Annotated in this window: 16 protein-coding genes; 7 read left to right on the forward strand and 9 right to left on the reverse strand. The window is 52.5% G+C overall.

The window, feature by feature from the left end:
• Positions 1-66: 66 nt before the first annotated feature.
• The 6 genes from mnmA (at position 67) to JC793_RS12755 (ending at position 6,774) form a co-directional block, all read left to right on the forward strand.
• Positions 67-1,170 (forward strand): tRNA 2-thiouridine(34) synthase MnmA, encoded by a 1,104-nt coding sequence (gene mnmA, locus JC793_RS12730; protein ID WP_004238115.1) that lies wholly within the window; start codon positions 67-69, stop codon positions 1,168-1,170.
• 2 nt (positions 1,171-1,172) lie between these two features.
• Positions 1,173-1,802, forward strand: coding sequence for a high frequency lysogenization protein HflD (gene hflD / locus JC793_RS12735; RefSeq protein ID WP_046894955.1), 630 nt, complete (start codon positions 1,173-1,175; stop codon positions 1,800-1,802).
• A 21-nt stretch (positions 1,803-1,823) separates the two neighbouring features.
• Positions 1,824-3,191, forward strand: coding sequence for an adenylosuccinate lyase (purB, locus tag JC793_RS12740; protein ID WP_218426351.1), 1,368 nt, complete (start codon positions 1,824-1,826; stop codon positions 3,189-3,191).
• A 173-nt stretch (positions 3,192-3,364) separates the two neighbouring features.
• Positions 3,365-4,039 carry a two-component system response regulator PhoP gene (gene phoP, locus JC793_RS12745; protein ID WP_046894953.1) on the forward strand — a complete coding sequence of 225 codons (675 nt, stop codon included), beginning with the start codon at positions 3,365-3,367 and terminating at the stop codon, positions 4,037-4,039.
• 32 nt (positions 4,040-4,071) lie between these two features.
• Positions 4,072-5,541 carry a two-component system sensor histidine kinase PhoQ gene (gene phoQ / locus JC793_RS12750; protein WP_046894952.1) on the forward strand — a complete coding sequence of 490 codons (1,470 nt, stop codon included), beginning with the start codon at positions 4,072-4,074 and terminating at the stop codon, positions 5,539-5,541.
• A 111-nt stretch (positions 5,542-5,652) separates the two neighbouring features.
• On the forward strand, positions 5,653-6,774 hold the full coding sequence (locus JC793_RS12755; RefSeq protein WP_218426352.1) for a ribosomal protein uL16 3-hydroxylase: 1,122 nt from the start codon (positions 5,653-5,655) through the stop codon (positions 6,772-6,774).
• A 63-nt stretch (positions 6,775-6,837) separates the two neighbouring features.
• On the opposite strand, the gene JC793_RS12760 is transcribed toward JC793_RS12755, so the two are convergent.
• From JC793_RS12760 to lolC, 9 genes are all read right to left on the reverse strand, one after another.
• Positions 6,838-7,893: a fimbrial protein gene (locus tag JC793_RS12760; RefSeq protein ID WP_247717248.1), complete on the reverse strand. Its 1,056-nt coding sequence runs from the start codon at positions 7,891-7,893 to the stop codon at positions 6,838-6,840.
• Positions 7,894-7,900: 7 nt separating this feature from the next.
• Positions 7,901-10,180, reverse strand: coding sequence for a fimbria/pilus outer membrane usher protein (locus JC793_RS12765; RefSeq protein WP_247717249.1), 2,280 nt, complete (start codon positions 10,178-10,180; stop codon positions 7,901-7,903).
• A 131-nt stretch (positions 10,181-10,311) separates the two neighbouring features.
• Entirely contained in the window at positions 10,312-10,872 is a 561-nt protein-coding gene (locus JC793_RS12770; RefSeq protein WP_247717250.1) for a fimbrial biogenesis chaperone, read from the reverse strand.
• A gap of 157 nt (positions 10,873-11,029) precedes the next feature.
• A complete protein-coding gene (locus JC793_RS12775) occupies positions 11,030-11,602 on the reverse strand; it encodes a fimbrial protein (protein WP_218426354.1) in 573 nt (190 codons plus the stop codon).
• A 264-nt stretch (positions 11,603-11,866) separates the two neighbouring features.
• Positions 11,867-13,099: a peptidase T gene (gene pepT, locus JC793_RS12780; RefSeq protein ID WP_182107949.1), complete on the reverse strand. Its 1,233-nt coding sequence runs from the start codon at positions 13,097-13,099 to the stop codon at positions 11,867-11,869.
• A gap of 51 nt (positions 13,100-13,150) precedes the next feature.
• Positions 13,151-13,999, reverse strand: coding sequence for a Sir2 family NAD+-dependent deacetylase (gene cobB / locus JC793_RS12785; protein WP_052925968.1), 849 nt, complete (start codon positions 13,997-13,999; stop codon positions 13,151-13,153).
• 114 nt (positions 14,000-14,113) lie between these two features.
• Complete coding sequence (lolE, locus tag JC793_RS12790) at positions 14,114-15,361, reverse strand: lipoprotein-releasing ABC transporter permease subunit LolE (protein WP_046894946.1); 1,248 nt, start codon at positions 15,359-15,361, stop codon at positions 14,114-14,116.
• Positions 15,358-16,053 carry a lipoprotein-releasing ABC transporter ATP-binding protein LolD gene (lolD, locus tag JC793_RS12795; protein ID WP_218426355.1) on the reverse strand — a complete coding sequence of 232 codons (696 nt, stop codon included), beginning with the start codon at positions 16,051-16,053 and terminating at the stop codon, positions 15,358-15,360. The genes lolE and lolD overlap by 4 nt, the downstream gene beginning before the upstream one ends.
• Complete coding sequence (lolC, locus tag JC793_RS12800; RefSeq protein WP_046894944.1) at positions 16,046-17,248, reverse strand: lipoprotein-releasing ABC transporter permease subunit LolC; 1,203 nt, start codon at positions 17,246-17,248, stop codon at positions 16,046-16,048. The genes lolD and lolC overlap by 8 nt, the downstream gene beginning before the upstream one ends.
• Before the next feature lie 239 nt (positions 17,249-17,487).
• On the opposite strand from lolC, the gene mfd reads away from it, so the two are divergent.
• On the forward strand, positions 17,488-20,928 hold the full coding sequence (gene mfd / locus JC793_RS12805; protein WP_218428439.1) for a transcription-repair coupling factor: 3,441 nt from the start codon (positions 17,488-17,490) through the stop codon (positions 20,926-20,928).
• Positions 20,929-21,038 lie beyond the last annotated feature (110 nt).

The raw sequence follows: 21,038 nt of genomic DNA on the forward strand, positions 1-21,038 counted from the left end.
TTTTTTCCCCGGTTCTTCTTCGCATAACCTGTTTGCGGGGCAGACCGAATCGCCGCGAGATCAGCCATGTCAGATAACAGCCAGAAAAAAGTCATCGTCGGAATGTCCGGCGGTGTGGATTCCTCCGTCTCAGCCTATTTACTGCAACAGCAGGGTTATCAGGTGACCGGGCTGTTTATGAAGAACTGGGAAGAGGATGATGATACCGAGTATTGTTCCGCCGCCGCTGACCTGGCGGATGCGCAGGCGGTATGTGATAAACTCGGCATTGAACTGCTGACGATCAACTTCGCGGCGGAATACTGGGATAATGTGTTTGAGCATTTCCTGGAAGAATATAAAGCGGGACGCACACCGAACCCGGATATTCTGTGCAACAAAGAAATCAAATTCAAAGCGTTCCTGGAATATGCCGCAGAAGATCTCGGGGCTGATTATATCGCCACCGGCCATTATGTGCGCCGCCGCGATATTAACGGTACCACGCAGTTACTGCGCGGCCTGGACAGCAACAAAGATCAGAGCTACTTCCTGTATACACTGAGTCACGACCAGGTGGCACAAAGCCTGTTCCCGGTCGGGGAGCTGGAAAAACCGGAAGTCCGCCGCATTGCGGAACAATTAGGTCTTATCACCGCGAAGAAAAAAGATTCCACCGGGATCTGTTTTATCGGTGAGCGCAAGTTCCGTGACTTCCTCGCCCGTTACCTGCCGGCTAAACCCGGCCCGATTATGACCGTTGATGGTCAGGAGATCGGTCAGCATGACGGGCTGATGTATCATACCCTCGGTCAGCGCAAAGGGCTGAAAATCGGCGGAACCCGTGAAGGTTCAGATGAGCCGTGGTATGTTGTCGACAAAGACGTTGAAAATAATATTCTGATTGTTGCGCAGGGCCATGAACACCCGCGTCTGATGTCTGCCGGGCTTATCGCGCAGCAGCTGGACTGGGTATCACGTGAGCCGCTGACACAGCCAATGCGCTGTGTGGTGAAAACCCGTTACCGTCAGGAAGATATCCCCTGTACTGTCACCCCGCTTGGTGATGACAAAATCAGTGTCCGGTTTGATAACCCGGTTGCTGCGGTCACCCCGGGTCAGTCCGCTGTTTTTTATCAGGATGAAGTCTGCCTGGGCGGCGGCGTCATTGAAGCGCGTATTACGGAGTGATTATGGCTAAAAATTATGAAGACATAACCCTCGCCCTGGGCGGTATCTGCCAGGCCGCGCGCCTGGTACAACAACTGGCGCATGAAGGTCAGACTGATAACGACGCGGTTGATGTGATGATCAACAGCGTCATCAATAATAATCCGTCTTCCGTCCTCAATGTCTACGGCGACAATGTACAGAATCTGCATACCGGCCTGTCCGTATTCGCCGGGATGTTTAATATGACCGGTACTCAGGGGCTGAATGCCGAGCTGACCCGCTATATGCTGGGTGTGATGCTGCTGGAGCGCCGACTGTATAAAGCGCCGGGGGCGATGGACGAACTCGGCCGCCGTATTGATAACCTTGAACACCAGCGCGACCATTTCGGTTTGTCACAGGAAGCTATGCTCAATACCATCGCCGGTATCTATGTGGACAACATCAGCAGTCTCGGTCCGCGCATCCAGGTGACCGGCTCGCCGGAGATCCTGCGTAATACCCTTATTCAGGCTAAAGTCCGCTCGCTGTTACTGAGCGGTATCCGCAGCGCCGTGCTCTGGCGTCAGGTCGGCGGTAACCGTTTACAGCTGCTGTTTTCCCGTTCACGTCTGGTGGACACAGCCAAATATCTTCTCGCTCAACACTAAAATTACCGGGAGTTGCAACCAATGGAATTATCCTCACTTACCGCCGTTTCCCCTGTCGATGGCCGTTATGGTGACAAAACACGCGCGCTGCGCGATATTTTCAGTGAGTACGGCTTACTGAAATTCCGTGTACAGGTCGAAGTGCGTTGGTTACAAAAACTGGCCGCGTGTGCAGACATCCCGGAAGTTCCGGCTTTTGATGACGACGCAATCGCTTACCTGGATGCAATTGTCGCGAATTTCAGCGAAAACGACGCAATGCGGATCAAAGAAATTGAGCGCACCACCAACCATGATGTGAAAGCGGTGGAGTATTTCCTCAAAGAGAAAGCCGAAGCCGTGCCTGCACTGCACGCTGTGTCTGAATTTATCCATTTCGCCTGCACATCCGAAGATATCAATAACCTCTCTCACGCACTGATGCTCAGTACTGCCCGCGAAACCGTGCTGCTGCCGGCATGGCGTCAGATGATTGATACTGTCCGCGCAATGGCGGCGGATTACCGCGACCTGCCGCTGCTGTCCCGTACTCACGGACAACCAGCCACACCAAGTACCGTCGGTAAAGAGTTTGCCAACGTGGCCTACCGGATGGAGCGTCAGTACCGCCAGTTACAGCAGACAGAGATCCTCGGCAAAATCAACGGGGCTGTCGGTAACTACAATGCTCACTTATCGGCTTACCCGGATATTGACTGGCATAAATTCAGCGGCGATTTTGTGACCTCGCTGGGTATTCAGTGGAACCCGTACACCACACAAATTGAGCCGCATGACTATATTGCTGAGTTCTTTGACTGCGTGGCGCGCTTTAACACGATCCTGATCGATTTCGACCGTGATATCTGGGGTTACATTGCCCTGAATCACTTTAAACAGAAAACGATCGCCGGTGAAATCGGTTCATCCACCATGCCGCATAAAGTCAACCCGATTGATTTTGAAAACTCAGAAGGCAACCTGGGTCTGGCAAACGCGGTACTCGGCCACCTGGCAACCAAGCTGCCGGTATCCCGCTGGCAGCGCGACCTGACAGACTCCACCGTACTGCGTAACCTGGGTGTGGGGATCGGTTACTCGCTGATTGCCTATCAGTCCACACAAAAAGGTCTGAGCAAGCTGGAAGTGAACGAAAAACATCTGCGCGACGAGCTGGATCAGAACTGGGAAGTGCTGGCGGAGCCGATTCAGACAGTAATGCGCCGCTACGGTATCGAAAAGCCGTATGAAAAGCTCAAAGAGCTGACCCGCGGCAAGCGTGTTGATGCTCAGGCGATGCAGGTGTTTATCGACGGACTGGATCTGCCTGACGCAGAAAAAGCCCGGCTGAAAACCCTGACCCCGGAAAATTATCTCGGTGATGCTGTCCGTCTGGCAGACGAGTTGTAATAGTTAATATACTAATAATTAATAACACGGAGGCAGAGAATATCTGCCTCTTTTTTTATGATTAAACGCATATCTGACGTATTATTTGACGTACAAGTTCCCCCGCCTTCATGTAAACTGTTACAATTCACATCGTTATTTGTTCGGATATCTGTCTTTGTAAGGAATTGTGTATGCGTGTACTCATCGTGGAAGATAACAACTTACTCCGTCACCATCTGACGGTTCAGATCCGCGACCTCGGCCACCAGGTTGATGCGGCCGAAGATTCAAAAGAAGCAGATTATTTTCTTCAGGAAAGTCAGCCGGATATCGCTGTAGTTGACCTCGGTCTGCCCGGTGAGGACGGTATGGTAATGATCGCCCGCTGGCGTCAGCAGCAGGTCAAAATTCCGATTATGGTACTGACCGCCCGTGAAAGCTGGCAGGAAAAAGTCGCCGCACTGAATGCCGGGGCGGATGATTATGTTACCAAACCTTTCCAGCTGGAAGAGATTGTCGCACGCATGCAGGCACTGATGCGCCGTAACAGCGGCCTTGCCTCCCAGACACTGGAACTGGGTATTTTTGTTATCGATCTTTCCCGCAAAGAATTCCTGGTTGACGGTAATACCGTCAAACTGACCGCATTTGAATACACGATTATTGAAACACTGATGCGCAATAATGGTAAGGTTGTCAGTAAAGATTCCCTGATGCGCCAGCTCTATCCGGATGCCGAACTGCGTGAAAGTCATACCATTGATGTGCTGATGGGACGTCTGCGCAAAAAAATTCAGGCATTTACCGATATTGATGCCATTATCACTGTCCGCGGACAGGGCTACCGCTTTGACGCCGGGAAGTAACAGACGCCGCTTCAACCACTGAGGTATTGCGCATGACCAGGCGAAAAACGCGCCCTTTTTCTCTGCGGACCCGGTTTTTACTGGCAACATTTGCTGTGATCCTCGCGATGACACTCTCTTACGGTGCGGTGGCGCTGGTCGGTTATCTGGTCAGTTTTGATAAAACCACCTACACCATGCTGCGCAGCCAGAGTAATCTGTTTTACAGCCTGTCGCAGTGGGATAACGGAAAACTCAATATCCGTTTTCCGCCGAATTTCTCACTGAATGCCCCGTCTGTGGTACTGATTTATGACGATAATCAGAATCTGCTATGGCGGCAGTATCATATCGATGCACTGGAAAAAGTGATTCCGGCCAAATGGCTGACCAAAGAGGGATTGTATGATCTGAATACCTCGCTGGATGCCACCAAATCGCTGCTGGTTAATACCCCGCTTTTTGCCACGGAAGATATCCGGATTAATGACCTCGATGATGATCATGATGGCCGGATGATCCACTCCGTATCGGTCAGCCGTTACGGCAAAACCGATACCCTGCCCCCGCTGACGATTGTCGTGGTTGATACCATCCCGCAGAATCTGCAAAAAACATTCCGTGTCTGGGAGTGGTTCGGCTATGTGGTGCTGGCCAACCTGTTCCTGCTCACACCGCTGATCTGGCTGGCGGCACACTGGAGCCTGCGGCCGATCAATGCGCTCAGCGGGCAAATCAGCGCCCTCGAAAAAGGTGAGCGGGAAGATCTGGATGAAACACCACCCAGCGAACTGCGCGGACTGGTGCGTAACCTGAATCTGTTGCTGCACAGCGAACGGGAACGCTACACCCGGTATCAGCGGACACTTTCTGATCTGACCCACAGCCTGAAAACCCCGCTGGCAGTGCTGCAAAGCACCCTGCGTTCGCTGCGCAGCGGCAAAGACATGACAATTGAAACCGCCGAGCCGGTTATGCTCGAACAAATAGGACGAATTTCCCAGCAGGTCGGATATTATCTGCACCGTGCCAGCATCGGCGGTGATAATACCGTGCTGATGCGGGATATTTCTTCCGTACCCGCCCTGATTGACAGCCTCGCCAGCGCGCTCAGTAAAGTGTATCAGCGCAAAGGGGTGGATATTACTGTTGATATTCCGCCGGATATTACCTGGCTGGGACAGCAGAATGACTTTATGGAAGTCATGGGAAATATCATGGAGAACGCCTGCAAATACTGTCTGGAGTTTGTCGAGGTGACAGCACAGTGGCAGCATGATGCCGTTATTCTGATCGTCGATGATGATGGTCCGGGTGTGCCGGAAGAGAAACGGGAACTGATTTTCAGCCGCGGGCAGCGTGTTGATACTCTGCGCCCGGGACAGGGGCTGGGCCTGGCGATTGTCACCGATATTCTGGAGCAGTATGACGGCGGTGCGGTTGTCACCGACAGTCCGCTGGGCGGCGCCCGTATTACCGTGACTTTCCGCCGCCAGGCGGTTCACGACGAAAACACGGACTGATAATCAGTCTGCCGGGCACGTAATTTATCAGTACAGGCATGAATAAAACGTGTCTTTTTCCGTTATACTCCCTTCATCTGCCTGATCACGGCGTTTATTGAGGACGACTACATGGATTATGAACTGAATTTAGACTGGCAGACCTTTATGGAAAGCCACTGGCAAAAACGTCCGTTACTGATCAAAGGTGGTTTCCGCAATTTCCGCGACACGATTTCCCCGGATGAACTGGCGGGACTGGCGATGGAAAATGAAATCGACAGCCGTATGGTCACCCGCTTCAATGGCAAGTGGGATGTGCGCCACGGGCCGTTTCAGGAATTTGACGGACTGGGAGAGAAAGACTGGTCAATCCTGGTTCAGGCCGTTGATCACTGGCATTTCCCGTCTGCCGCGCTGATGAAGCCGTTCCGCTGTCTGTCTGACTGGCGCATGGATGACCTGATGATCTCTTATTCTGTTCCGGGCGGCGGTGTGGGTCCGCATCTGGATCAGTATGATGTGTTTATTATCCAGGGTCAGGGGCGCCGCCGCTGGCGTGTCGGGGAAAAAATCCCGATGAAACAGCACGCGCCACATCCGGATCTGTTACAGGTCGATCCGTTTGACGCTATCATTGATGAAGAAATGGTACCAGGCGATATCCTCTATATTCCGCCCGGATTCCCGCATGAAGGCTATGCCATTGAGGAATCACTGAACTATTCCGTCGGTTTCCGTGCACCGAATGCCCGTGAACTGTTCAGCGGCTTTGCCGATTATATCATTGCCAATGAGCTGGGCAGTTACCGCTACAGTGATCCGGATCTGGCGTTCCGCGATAATCCGGCATTAATTCAGCAGGGTGAACTGACCAAGCTGCACGGTATGATGCAGGATTTACTCGACCAGCCGGATGTGTTCCGTCAGTGGTTCGGGGAGTTTATTTCCCAGTCCCGCCATGAGCTGGATCTGGCACCACCGGAGCCGTCATACAGCCCGGATGAAATTCAGGAACTGCTGTCTCAGGGCGAATCCCTGTTCCGCCTGAACGGTCTGCGTGTACTGCGTGTCGGTGATACCTGTTTCGTTAACGGCGAAGCCCTGAAAACCCCGCATATTGAAGCCGCAGACGTACTCTGCCAGTATGATGAAGTGACTGCTGCTATGCTGGGGGATGCTATCAGCGATCCGGAATTTGTGACGCTGCTGACTGTCCTGATCAATAGCGGTTACTGGTATTTTGATGATTAATCAGCAATAAAACCCTGTTCACCGTTCAGATAAAAACGCCACGTGATATCACGTGGCGTTTTTTTACTGATAGCGGATAGTGTAATGCAGGATAGTCTCTGCCGTTCCCGGCTCAATAATATCCCGTGTCTGCACAAACGCAGCCTGTAGCCGGAGCTCTGCCCGCTGTGCTGTTATCTCATCAAATAAAAGCGATTCCCCGAACGTAACCGGTCTGCCATTGTGCAGCAGCCTGACCCCCACACCGGCTGCACTGCCTTTTTGTCGCGTCAGCTTCAGTGTTCCCGGGCTGTTTTTCGCGGCAAATACATTGCCGGTCAGGCGAATGTCCGCCCGTATCAGTTTGCTGCATTGCAGTGCGATCGTCAGATTGCGGACACTCCCCGGGGCAACAGAGCCTTTACCGCTGAAATCTGTCCGCGATACGGTACCTAAATCCACATCGGTTTCCGTCTGCGGATCAAGATCGCAGGAATGTTGCCTGACCGTAAATTCGCCCAGATGTAACCTGGATTCAACAATATGATACCTTTCCCACGGCCACTGTCCGTCAACACGCATTGAGAGCTGCCCCAGATAGCCGCCGGGATGATGTGCCGTTATTTGCGGTTTCAGCTTATAAAGAGTGACCATAACCCGCACCCGGTATGACTGAGACGGCTTCATCCCGCTGCTGATCGTACACAACCGTTTATTGGCACTGTTGTTGTCCGGTGAGTCACGGCCATCCACATAATGTGACGACTTCATACATTCCGGATGCTCCGCCACCGCTCCCAGGCTGTAACCAATACCACCGGGAAGTTCATAGATTGTTTGCCCTGAGGCGTGCTGTATTTTATTACCCGGTATACCGCCCACCAGCACAAATTCAATCGTTTTACCCGGTTCAATCCGGCACTGATAGGCATCAATACTGTCAGAGAAAATGGTTTCTCCGATCTGTCCGCCGACAGGGATATTATCCGCCGCGTTGATAACGTTGCCGGGTATATGAATAGTCGCCTCCGGTGTTATCAGTACACAGGTTTCCCCGGCTGAAGCAGATAAAACTCCCCCTGCTGTCAGCCAGAAAAAGAAACCGGCACCACATAGTATTCTGAACTGAAAAAACATCATTGCTCCTTTACCGGCATATCAGCGGGAGAGTTATCAGTCCCTGCTGCTCCGGCGGAATAGTAAAATCTGCTTCACACTGCCTGTACATTCCTTTTCCCCAGACCGCCTGTAAACGCCCCTGCACCGGTAATCCGCTGAGATACACCTCCCCGTCTTCACCGGTAATGCCGCTGACGGTGCTGCCGTCTGTTTTTTTCACCTGTATCCGTGCCGCAAACGGCACCACGCCCCCGGGGGTCCGCAGCGCGAAAATTGCACGAAAGCCGCTGTTCACCGCAAAACGGACAGGCACCACCGCACCTTTAGACGGGATCACCTGCACGACCGGATTATCCGCATCGGCATTATCCGGCAACGTTTCCGGATCGATACGGATAATATTCTGATGGTAATGACTCAGATGAGGAATGACACTGAACCCCGTACGGTCAGTCCGTGCGGCTGACCGTGATGCTATACGGACTCCGGCGGCAGTGCCGGTATCTGCCAGACCGTTGGTTTCCCCGAGCGGACGTGACAAGGTGATGCCTTTTTCGTGAATAATCAGCCCGCCCTGAACATTCCCGCTCAGCATGTTGTGATCGCGGCTGTGATTGATACTGCCGCGGATATCGGCCAGGTCATGCCGCCAGCGCAATTCCGCACTCTTATGGTGAACAGCATCCTGCTGCTGATACCGGTGAGTGACTGAATACCCGAGACGTTGTTCATCCCCCGTCAGGCCATTTGCTGATGACTGAAAAGATGATTTTCCTGCCTGATGGTGATAATGAAAGTGACTGCGGGCCTGCTGGCCGGCAAAATCCAGTGGTACTGACAATGAAACAGACACCCGTTTATCGGCTTTACGGTAATGACCACCGGTACGGTACTGAGCATTCACACCGTAATGCACCCGGCCGATATGGCTGAAGTAGCCGGCATCCCTGCTTATCAGTGTCCGGTCTCCGCGCCCGCTGTGCCCCGTGCGGTTATAATTATATCCTGACGATACCGCACCGTTGTCTCCCGGTAACGGCTGTACCAGCCGGGTCTGCCATTGCCGTGAGTGTTGTTCACTTGCTGCGCCGGTATTAAGCAGTGTTCCGGTCAGCGGAAAAAAAGTCTGATAATTGATCCGGTAACGGGGATTCTGTTTTGCCTCTGTGTGCCGCATCAGAATATCAGCGGAAATCCCGCCGGCCGCGCCCATATTCAGCCCCGCCCCGACCCCGCTGCTCAGGGCATGAGATGCCGCATAACCACCACCATATAATGTCAAAAAGGAATTGATGCCGTACGCCGCAGTACCCTGCATAAACAATTTTTTGTTGCTATTCCTGTACCGGTTGTGCTTTCCGGCATCCAGAGTATATTTCAGCTGACCTTCCCGCTGCATAACCGGTACGGACGTTCCGTACTGTGTAAAATACTGCACAGTACCGTCCGCTTCCTCCAGCGTGATATCCAGCGCAGTGCCCTGATACGCATTATTCAGATCATCAATCACAAATTCACCGGCGGGCAGCGACTCCCGGCGGATAACGACACCCTGCTGCCTGATGGTCAGTTCCGCACTCTGTCCGGCGATACCACGGATAACCGGCGCATAGCCCTGCTGATTCAGCGGATGCATATCGCTTTGTGAGGTCAGCCTGATCCCCCTGAATACCCTGCTGTCAAACAGCACATCACCACTGAACACGTCCCCCAGCTGTAACTCACTGCGCCAGGGCGCAATAGCGCGGTACATCCGTAAACGCTCTGACTGCCATGTCATTTTTCCGTTCCGGTGCTCTGCTCTGCTGTGATGACGCAGCCGCCAGAATCCGGCATTGAAACCACTTTTCAGTGACAGGGTATGTCCGGTGGTGTGGCTGAACCGGCTGCTGTTGCGGGAGAAGCGATAATCATAATTAAGCATAAATGCGGTGATGCCCGGCTCCCATAACGCAGCATCAGCCCCCCGCTGTTCATCCGTCAGAAAAAACCGCTGCGGAATCGTAATATCCAGCACCTGCTGTGCAGCGTCAAAATGCAGCGTGACACCACTGACCAGAGCGGCGATATCCTTAATCTGTTCAGTATGATCTGTTGCGGCAAAAGCAGGTGATGCATCAGAACGTAATCCCCATACCAGCCACTGTCTGCGGGTTAACGCCGGCAACAGCATTTTTTGTTGCGGCTGATACCGGAATTCCAGCCACTGCCCGCTGACAGTCTGCTGATTAACCCTGACGGTGACAAAATAGCGCCCTTCTTCCTGAAACTGCCGCTCACGCAAATACTGAAACTGTGCAGGGTTCATCAGCGGTTCATCGCCGTTCAGGCCAAGCGCTGCCGGATTAAAATATGGCGCGGCAGATATCTTTGCGGAAAAAAAAAGCCGGAAGTGCCACCAGAAGAAAAAAATACGGTGTTCTTAATTGCATAGTATTATTATTTTTTAAACGTCACAGGTTTGGAAATAATTCCGCCGAAGTCAGAAATATAGCTGATTGTGATCTTGTCTTTATTATGGATTGCAGTTACCGGTACAGTGAGCGATTCAAACGGGACAATCATATCTGAAACGGTATGTTCTTTATTATTAACAGTAACATCTCTGACAGTAATGTGAAAAGGGGTGTTATTAATGATATTTATTTTATTACCTTTTCGCTCATACCTCAGATTGTTATAGTCAGGTTCAGTCAGACTTTCAGGCCGGTAGAAAAATTTAAACTTTGAATTGATGACAACCTGAAGCTTATTTTTCCTGTGTTCTTCTGTTTCCGGAATACCCCTGACATTCAGCCAGAGCAATGTTTCTCTGTCATCCGGAAAAGCGGGGTTTTTAACGATAACACGCAGGATACCTTTTTTCCCCGCATCCAGCTGAAAGAGAGCCGGTGTGAGAATAAAGTCCTTACTCTTTGTTATACCGTCCTCTTTTTCAACCCAGCCCTGAATTAAGTAAGCTGCTTTTTTATCGGTATTATCAACAGGAACAGCGATCATTTTTTTATCCTGCGGATAAATAAACCGGGTTCCGCCAACGACGACCGCTGCGGTTGCCTGGCTTATTACAAGGTATATAAGAATAAAAAAAGTGAAATAATTTTTCATGGTGCACATTATCCGTGGCGGCAATAATGATTGCCGCCGGTATCAACTGTTACTCGTAAGAAACGGTGTAATTAATGGTAGCATTACCCGTCCCCGGGGTTGCCAGACCAGTTGCCTGGTAGGCTGCGCTGTAGGTCAGTGTGTAGTCCCGTGAATCATTTCTCAGCGTAATATTGCGATCGCCGCCCGCAGGGTTTACCGGGTGATTACCGGTACCGGCAATATTGGTAATCACGATACCGACATTACCGGCACTTCTATCATCTGCATCCAGTGCAAACAGTGCGGCATTATCTTTATGCGCAGAGCCGGTCATGTTAATTTTTAAGAACGTCATGGATAATGAACAATTTGTTATGTCAATATTAAACTGCTCTGCCGGCGTCATGTCATCTTTATTTTTCAGCAATACTGCGGAATGACTTCCGAGATCTACCTCAATATCCTTTTGAGTGATATCACAGCTTGAATCTGTGATTTCACCTTTAAATGAAATACTTCCTTCAATTTCAACAGGGTCTTTATTTTCTTGCTCACCTCTAATTCCAACATCTGCTGCGAATGAATTAACTGACAGTAAAAATAAAGAAGAAATAAATAATTTATTTTTCAACGAAGACATAAATAATTACCTTTAAAGTATATCAACTATATATAATTTTAATGACATAAATTATATAACAAGAATTATATTGCACTGAGATCTGACAGGCATAAAACCATATCAGCAACAGTTAAACAAATACAAAACAAAAATAAGATAATGACGAATAAAAGACATCACACTACCGGGAGAGATCTTACTCCATTTATTAATTTATTTATTTAATAAAAAAGCCACCTTTATTAAGGTGGCTTATTGATATTTAATTGGTATTGATATTATTTATTTCTTCATATCCAGTGCCGTTAATTCTGCAATCCGCATAATCACGGAAACCGCCTGTTCCATGCCTTCCAGTGAAATAAACTCATGTTTACTGTGGAAGTTATAACCGCCGGTGAACAGGTTCGGGCACGGCAGGCCGCGATAAGAGAGCTGTGCGCCGTCAGTACCGCCGCGGATCGGTTTGATATCCGGTTCAATATCGCAGTCAATCATGGCTTGTTTCGCCAGTTCAATCACATGCGGGTGTTTCACCACATGGTCGCGCATATTGTAATAGCTGTCATCAATCGTCAGCTCGATATAGCAGTCCGGATGCAGGCCTTTACCGACTTTTTCCGCAATAGCAATGATATTACTTTTGCGTTTTTCAAAGTTGTTACGGTCAAAATCACGGATGATATAGTGCATTTCCGCGCGTTCGACAGTACCTTTAATACTTTGCAGATGATAGAAACCCTCATAACCCTCGGTATTTTCAGGGGTTTCTTCCGGCGGTAATTCGCTGTGGATGCGGGTTGCCAGTGACAGCGCATTCACCATCACGCCTTTGGCACTGCCCGGATGCACATTATTCCCCTCAATACGGATGGACACCGCCGCCGCATTGAAGTTCTCGTATTCCAGTTCACCGACACCACCGCCATCAACGGTATAGGCCCACTGCGCACCGAATTTTTTCAGATCCACATACTGCGCGCCGCGGCCGATTTCTTCATCCGGCGTGAACGCAATACGGATATCCCCGTGCGGAATATCACTGTTTTTCAGACGGACCATCGCGGTGATAATTTCCGCAATACCCGCTTTGTCATCCGCGCCCAGCAGGGTTTTCCCGTCGGTCATAATCAGGGTTTTGCCCAGCATGGTATGCAGTACCGGGAACATAACCGGTGACAACACCTCATCACCGATACCCAGGGCGATATCACCGCCGCGGTAATTTTCCAGAACCTGAGGATTCACATTACGCCCGGAGAAATCCGGTGAGGTATCAAGGTGAGAAATAAAACCAATGACCGGTACCGGCCAGTCAACATTCGCCGGTAGTGTGGCCATCACACAGCCGTTGTCATCCAGCGAGACATCTGATAACCCCAGCGTTTTCAGCTCTTTTTCCAGAGCACGCGCCAGCCTTAACTGACCATCGCTGCTCGGCGTCAGTTTCGCTGATGGCTTCGACTGCGTGTCAAAAGAGACATAACCGAAAAAGCGCTCTAATAACTTATCCATGTGTTCCCCCAATAACATTGATTTCCTATTATCGGGGAAACATAAATTGAGTTATTGCGTCAAATCAGATTTAGTGTTGTTAATCTGCGCCAGTAACTGACGGACATACTCCGGTACCACCTGTCCGGCAGGTCCGTAGTGACACTCCTCAAACTCACTCTGTACCTTGCTCGGCTCCAGATTAAGCTCGACAGTATGCGCCCCGCACAACCGTGCCTCATGAACAAACCCGGCAGCCGGATAAACATGTCCGGAAGTGCCGATGGCGATAAAAATATCGGCCTCATTCAGCGCCTGATAGATTTCATCCATACCGAACGGCATTTCACCAAACCAGACAATATGCGGCCGCAGCGGTGACGGGAACTGGCAGCAGTGACAACGCTCATCGGCTGACAGATCACCGGTACACGACTGTACCTGGCCGGACATGGCACAGCGGATTTTCAGCAGTTCGCCGTGCATATGAATGATCCGCTGACTGCCTGCGCGTTCATGCAGGTTATCAATATTCTGGGTAACCAGCAGGAAGTTATCCCCCAGAACCTGTTCCAGCTCCGCCAGTGCTAGATGTGCCGGGTTCGGCTGCACGTCCGGGGACTGTAACTGACGGCGGCGATCATTATAAAACTGCTGCACCAGACGCGGATTACGGGCGTAACCTTCCGGTGTCGCCACATCTTCGATGTTGTGCTCTTCCCACAGCCCGTCTTCCGAACGGAATGTCCGGATACCGGATTCGGCAGAAATTCCCGCCCCCGTCAGCACAACAATTTTCGGTTTAAACTGATCCATTTTCCCGGCCATCCATTTGTCGCGATAGAAAAAGCGTAAGTGAAAACGCTGGCGCAGGATCCGCCGCTGTTTGCGTAATTTTCTTAATCGGTGCGTTCTGCGCATCATCCGGCCTTTGTTCATCACTGTCTCCGTTCAGGGTAATGCATCTGCACTTCGGTTTCAAAACTTCGGTTTCAAAACTTCGGATTCAAAAAATCCTTTCAATTTATGCGGGTTTTACTGCCCGCTCAGAATACGCGCCGGTTCAAGACGGCAGGCGCGTCTCGCCGGATACCAGCTTGCCAGCAGACTCAGTACAATGGTGGTTAAGACCACATACAGCAGATCTGTCAGCCGCAGTTCCGACGGCAGAAAATCAATAAAATAGACATCTCCGGACAGCAGTTTATGTCCGATAAGCCACTCAACGCCCCGGATAAGCGGTGTCAGATTCAGCGCCGCCAGCGTGCCCAGTACCGCCCCGCTGATACAGCCGACCATACCGGTCAGCAGCCCGTACCAGAGGAAAATGGCGCGGATCAGGCTGTCTTTTGCCCCCAGCGTGCGCAGAATGGCGATATCACCGCTTTTGTCTTTTACCGCAATAATCAGGGTAGAAACAATATTAAAGCACGCCACGCCAATCACCAGAATCATCGCCAGATACATAATACTGCGCACTAACTGAATGTCGCTGTACATGTAACCGTATTCGTTGATCCAGCTTTTATAGAAAACGTGTTCACGGCTGGCTTCTGCCGCCCGCAGAACAATATCATTGGCATTGAAAACATTATCCGTACGGATTTCGATACCGGTGACACCCTCGCCGTAATCCAGATACTGCTGCGCATCCGCCAGCGGGATCAGCGCCAGCCGGTGATCCAGCATACCGCTCAGACGAAAAACACCAGCAACCTGCAAACGGATGCGTTTCGGCTGTAACAGGCGCTCAGTGCTGTCATGATTCGGGATCATGATAGTGAGCCATTCTCCCGGTGCAACGCCGAGCGATTTTGCCGCGCCGTCACCGAGGATTATCTGACTTTTCCCGGCCTGAAATCCGGCCCAGGCATTATCCGCGACAAACTCCGGCAGCCCGCTGACCGCCGGCTGAGTGGCCGGATCCACTCCCATCAGCTGCATCGCCTGTAATTTACTGCCTTTCTCCGCCAGTCCGGTAAACTCGATATACGGGCTGGCCGCGACCACACCGGGGGTATTTTTTATCCGCAGCAGGCTCTGCGCCCAGGTGTCAAACGGCTGCTCAACGGTGGAAATCTGTCCCTGCGGCACAACGGAAAGCACCCGGTTCTCCAGCTCGCGCTCAAAGCCGTTCATGGCGCTCAGCCCGATAATCAGTACCGCCACCCCGAGCGTGATCCCCAGAGTGGAAATCACGGAAATCAGCGAGACCATTCCCGCCCGTTTCCGCCCTTTGCTGAAACGCAGCGCAGTCAGTAATGACAGCGGTAATGCATTCATAGCGCCGTCTCCGGCTGTGCATTCAGAATACCGTCACGCATTTCCATCTGACGCCCCATTTTCGCCGCCAGAGAGAGATCGTGAGTCACCACCAGAAACGCCGTGCCGAGTGTCTGATTCAGTTCGGATAACAGATCAAAAATACTTTGCGCATTGCGCTGATCCAGGTTGCCGGTCGGTTCATCCGCCAGCACCAGCGACGGCTTGTTCACCAGCGCACGGGCAATCGCCACCCGCTGGCGCTCCCCGCCGGAAAGTTCAGACGGACGATGATGCGCACGCGCTGCCACACCGACACGTTCCAGCATATCCCCCGCCTGTGCCAGGGCTTTATCCCGCGCCATGCCGCCGATCAGCAGCGGCATCGCCACGTTTTCCGCCGCCGTAAAATCCGGCAGCAGATGGTGAAACTGGTAAATAAAACCCATTTCGGCATTACGTAGTGCAGACAGCGCATTCTGGCTCATGGCGGAGAGTGCGGTGCCGTTAAAAATCACCTCACCGGAGGTCGGGGAATCCAGCCCGCCGAGCAGATGCAGCAGTGTACTTTTCCCCGAACCGGAGCTGCCGACAATCGCCAGCATATCCCCTTGCCGGAGTTCAAAATTGACCTGTTTCAGGACATCAGTTTCCACTGTGCCCTCATGATAGGATTTGCATAACTGACGACATGCCAGTAATAACTCACTCATAACGTAAAGCCTCCGCGGGTTGTACCGCTGCCGCCCGCCACGCAGGCCAGAGTGTGGATAATAAAGAGATAAGCATGGCTGCCGCGCCGATGGTTATCACGCGCAGCGGCTCAATCACCGTCGGCAGGGCGATTCCTTTCGGGATCAGCCCCAGCAGCGGCATCAGAATATTCAGTTGTGAAGAGAGCAGCGTGCCCAGCAGGACGCCGATCACTGAGCCGAGAATCCCCGCGCCTGCCCCCTGGATCATAAAGATCAGCATAATTTTACCGCGTGTCATACCCAGGGTTTTCAGGATGGCAACTTCGGTCTGTTTTTCCATCACCAGCAAGGCCAGTGAGGTAATGATATTAAATGCGGCCACGGCAATAATCAGGCTGAGCAGCAGCCCCATCATATTTTTCTCCATGCGCACCGCCTGGAAAAACTCGCCTTTCTGTACGCGCCAGTCTGTCCAGACCAGCCCTTCCGGCAATGTCTGCTGACTGAGGCTGTCCACCTGCAACGGCTGTGACAGATAAAGACGCCAGCCGGTGATACTGCCCGCCGGATAGCGCATCAGACGCGCCGCATCTTCCTGATTCATCAGTACCTGAGTGTTATCGGATTCACTGCCGGAGGAGAAAAAGCCCGCGACGGTAAACAGACGCTGGCTCGGGATGCGGCCCATCGGCGTCAGCTGTGACACATTCGGCACCAGGATACGGACACTATCCCCGCGCTTAAGCCCCATGCGTTTCGCCACGCCCTCGCCGACCACCACATGATATTGTCCTGCCGCCAGGTCAGACGGCCGGGTATTCACCAGATAATCCAGCAGCGGCTCATCCCCCTGCGGGTCAATCCCGGTCACGGAGGCGATCCCCACATTGCCGGTGCTCTGCAATACCACGTCGCCGGTCACAATAGGTGCGGTTTTCACCACATCGCGCAGCCCGGCTAATTGTGATACCGGATGCACCTGCGGGTCCAGCACGCCGTTTCCGGTGGTGATCACTGCCTGCGGCATAAAATTGAGAATACTCTGCTGTAATGAGCGTTCAAAACCGTTCATCACGGATGTCACGGTGATAAGTGCTGTCACCCCCAGCGTGATGCCGATGGCGGAAAGCAGCGATACGAAACGGGCAAAGCGATCTGTGCCCCGCCCCCGCATGTAACGCAGACCGATTAAAAATGAGACAGACTGAAACATGAAATCTGAACGCCCCTGTTGCCAAAGCGAAGTGTTCAGGGATAATAAAGGCTCCGGTTGATGAATGGAACCACTCCCGCCCGTTTGCGGCAGTTTTTTTTCATTGACGGTCAGCGTGTTGCCGGTATCAGACCACCTCTGAACCGGCGGCGCGGCGGCCTTTTATTGCCCGGACAAGCCACTCCGGTATGGCAGAACCTTGTTACCTGACAGAAACACGCAGCCCGATGGAAAACCGAATGTCGCTGAAAACACGTTATGAACTTCCGGCCCGTGCCGCAGATACCCGCCAGCTCGGTGAGATGACCGGTGCAGCCTGTGCGGTGGAAGCCGCGTCGATAATTGAACAACACGACGGCCCCGTCATCCTGGTCACCCGCGATATGCAGAATGCCCTGCGGTTGCGGGATGAAATCCGCCAGTTTACCGCACAGCCGGCAGAAACCCTCGCCGACTGGGAAACCCTGCCGTATGACAGTTTTTCACCGCACCAGGAGATTATCTCCAACCGGTTATCCACCTTATACCGTCTGCCAACCCTGGAAAAAGGCGCACTGATTCTGCCGGTCAATACATTAATGCAAAAAGTGTGTCCGCCTGAATTTCTCACCAGCCATGCACTGGTGATGGCAAAAGGGGAAAAACTGTCGCGGGATAAGCTGCGTGAAGAGCTGGTTCAGGGCGGTTACCGCAGTGTGGAACAGGTGCTGGAGCACGGCGAGTTTGCGATTCGCGGCGCATTACTGGATCTGTTCCCGATGGGCAGCGAACTGCCGTTCCGGATTGATTTCTTTGATGATGAAATCGACAGCCTGCGCACCTTTGATGTTGATACCCAGCGTACACTGGATGAAGTGAACGCGATCAATCTGCTGCCCGCCCATGAGTTCCCGACGGATAAAGATGCCATAGAACAGTTCCGCAGTCAGTGGCGGGAAATCTTCGAAGTGCGCCGTGATCCGGAACATATTTATCAGCAGGTCAGCAAAGGTACGCTGCCCGCCGGGATTGAATACTGGCAGCCGCTGTTTTTCACCGCACCGCTGGTACCGTTATTTGATTATCTGCCTGACAACACGCTGCTGGTTACCCAGGATTTGCAGGAGTCCGCCGACCGCTTCCGCCGCGATGTACAGCAGCGCTTTGAAAGCCGGGGTGTCGACCCGATGCGGCCATTGCTGCCGCCGTCACAACTGTGGCTGACACCGGAAGAACTCAATCAGCAGATGAAAACGCTGCCGCGTGTGCAGCTTAATAATGACAAACTGCCGCGCAAAGCCGCTAATACTAACCTCGGCTACACCCCGCTGCCGGATCTGAAAGTCAATCCGCAGCTGAAATCCCCGCTTGATCCGCTGCGCCGTTTCCTGGAAAGCACAGACGCTGCCGTGATTTTCTCGGTGGAAAGTGAGGGACGCCGCGAAAGTGTGCAGGAACTGCTGGCGCGGATCAAAATCAAACCGGCGGAAATCCGCAGTTTGCAGGATGCAACCGTACCGGGTATTTATGTCATGATCGGCGCTGCCGAGCACGGTTTTGTTGATAATGAGCGTCAGCGCGTCCTGATTTGTGAAAGCGATATGCTGGGTGAGCGCGTGGTGCGCCGCCGTCAGGACACGCGCCGCACGATTAATACAGACACGCTGATCCGCAACCTTGCGGAACTGCGCCCCGGCCAGCCGGTGGTGCATCTGGAGCACGGTGTCGGCCGTTATCAGGGATTAACCACTCTGGAAGCCGGAGGGATCAAAGCAGAATACCTGATCCTCACTTACGCCGGGGAAGACAAACTGTATGTGCCTGTATCGTCCCTGCATCTGATCAGCCGTTATGCCGGGGGCGCGGATGAAAGCGCACCGCTGCATAAACTCGGGGGCGAGGCGTGGAGCAAAGCCCGTCAGAAAGCGGCGGAAAAAGTCCGCGATGTGGCCGCTCAGTTACTGGATATTTATGCACAACGGGCCGTCAAACCCGGTTTCGCGTTTAAGCATGATCGCGAACAATACCGCGAATTTTGTCAGTCTTTTCCGTTTGAAACCACCGCAGACCAGGAACAGGCTATCAACGCCGTGCTGAGCGATATGTGCCAGCCGGTGGCAATGGACAGGCTGGTGTGCGGTGATGTCGGTTTCGGTAAAACCGAGGTCGCGATGCGGGCGGCGTTCCTCGCCGTCAATAACCACAAGCAGGTGGCCGTGCTGGTTCCGACCACCCTGCTGGCGCAGCAGCATTATGATAACTTCCGTGACCGTTTCGCCAACTGGCCGGTGCGGATTGAGGTCCTTTCCCGTTTCCGCAGCGCCAAAGAGCAGCAACAGGTGCTGGATGATACCAAAGAAGGCAAGGTGGACATCATTATCGGCACACACAAGCTGTTGCAGAGTGATGTGCACTGGCATGATCTCGGCCTGCTGGTGGTGGATGAAGAACACCGTTTCGGCGTCCGTCATAAAGAACGTATTAAGGCCATGCGGGCCAATGTGGATATCCTGACCCTCACCGCCACACCGATCCCGCGCACCCTGAATATGGCGATGAGCGGCATGCGTGACCTCTCTATTATCGCCACACCACCAGCAAGACGGCTGGCGGTGAAAACCTTTGTCCGTCAGTATGATGAGCTGGTGGTGCGGGAGGCGATTCTGCGTGAGGTATTGCGCGGCGGTCAGGTCTATTATCTCTACAACGATGTGGAAAACATTGAAAAAGCCCGTGACCGTATTGCGGAGCTGGTGCCGGAAGCCCGTGTGGCGATCGGCCACGGACAGATGCGTGAGCGTGAACTGGAACGGGTGATGACTGATTTCCACCACCAGCGTTTTAATGTCCTGGTATGCACCACGATTATTGAAACCGGTATCGATATTCCCAGCGCCAATACCATTATCATCGAACGGGCCGATCATTTCGGGCTGGCACAGCTGCATCAGTTGCGCGGCCGTGTCGGGCGTTCACACCATCAGGCCTATGCCTATCTGCTGACACCACATCCGAAAGCGATGACCACCGATGCCCATAAACGTCTGGAAGCTATCGCCTCGCTGGAAGATCTGGGCGCCGGGTTTGCGCTCGCCACACACGACCTGGAAATCCGTGGTGCGGGTGAATTGCTGGGGGATGACCAGAGCGGCCAGATGGCCAGCATCGGTTTCACCCTTTATATGGAATTGCTGGAAAGCGCAGTCGATTCCCTGAAAAACGGCAAAGAGCCGTCGCTGGAAGATCTCACCCAAAATCAGACCGAAGTGGAGCTTCGCATGCCTGCTCTGCTGCCGGACGATTATCTGCCGGATGTCAGTATGCGCCTTTCCTTCTATAAGCGGATTGCCAGTGCGCGCAGTGATACCGAACTGACAGAACTGAAGATTGAGCTGATTGACCGTTTCGGCCTGCTGCCCGATGCCGGACGCCACCTGCTGGCGGCTGCCGGTTTGCGCTTACAGGCGCAGCAACTCGGGATACGCCGGATTGAAGCACAGGAGAAAGGCGGTTTTATCGAATTCAGTGAGAAAAACCATGTCGATCCTGCTTACCTTATCGGGCTGCTGCAAAACAACCCGAAACAGTACCGGCTGGACGGTCCGTCAAAACTGAAGTTTATCTGTGACCTGACCGATCGTACCAAACGTATTGAGTTTGTTGCAGATTTACTGACGGCCTTTGCCGCTCATCCTGCATAACGCACAACATCCTCACGCACAACATCCTCACTATCAGGCAGGTGCCGGTTTCGGCCGGCACCTGCCAAAATGAATAAAAATCCACTTATTGTGAATATTAATTTGCAAGG

Origin of the sequence: Morganella morganii (genome assembly GCF_019242955.1) — a bacterium.
GTDB lineage: Bacteria > Pseudomonadota > Gammaproteobacteria > Enterobacterales > Enterobacteriaceae > Morganella > Morganella sibonii.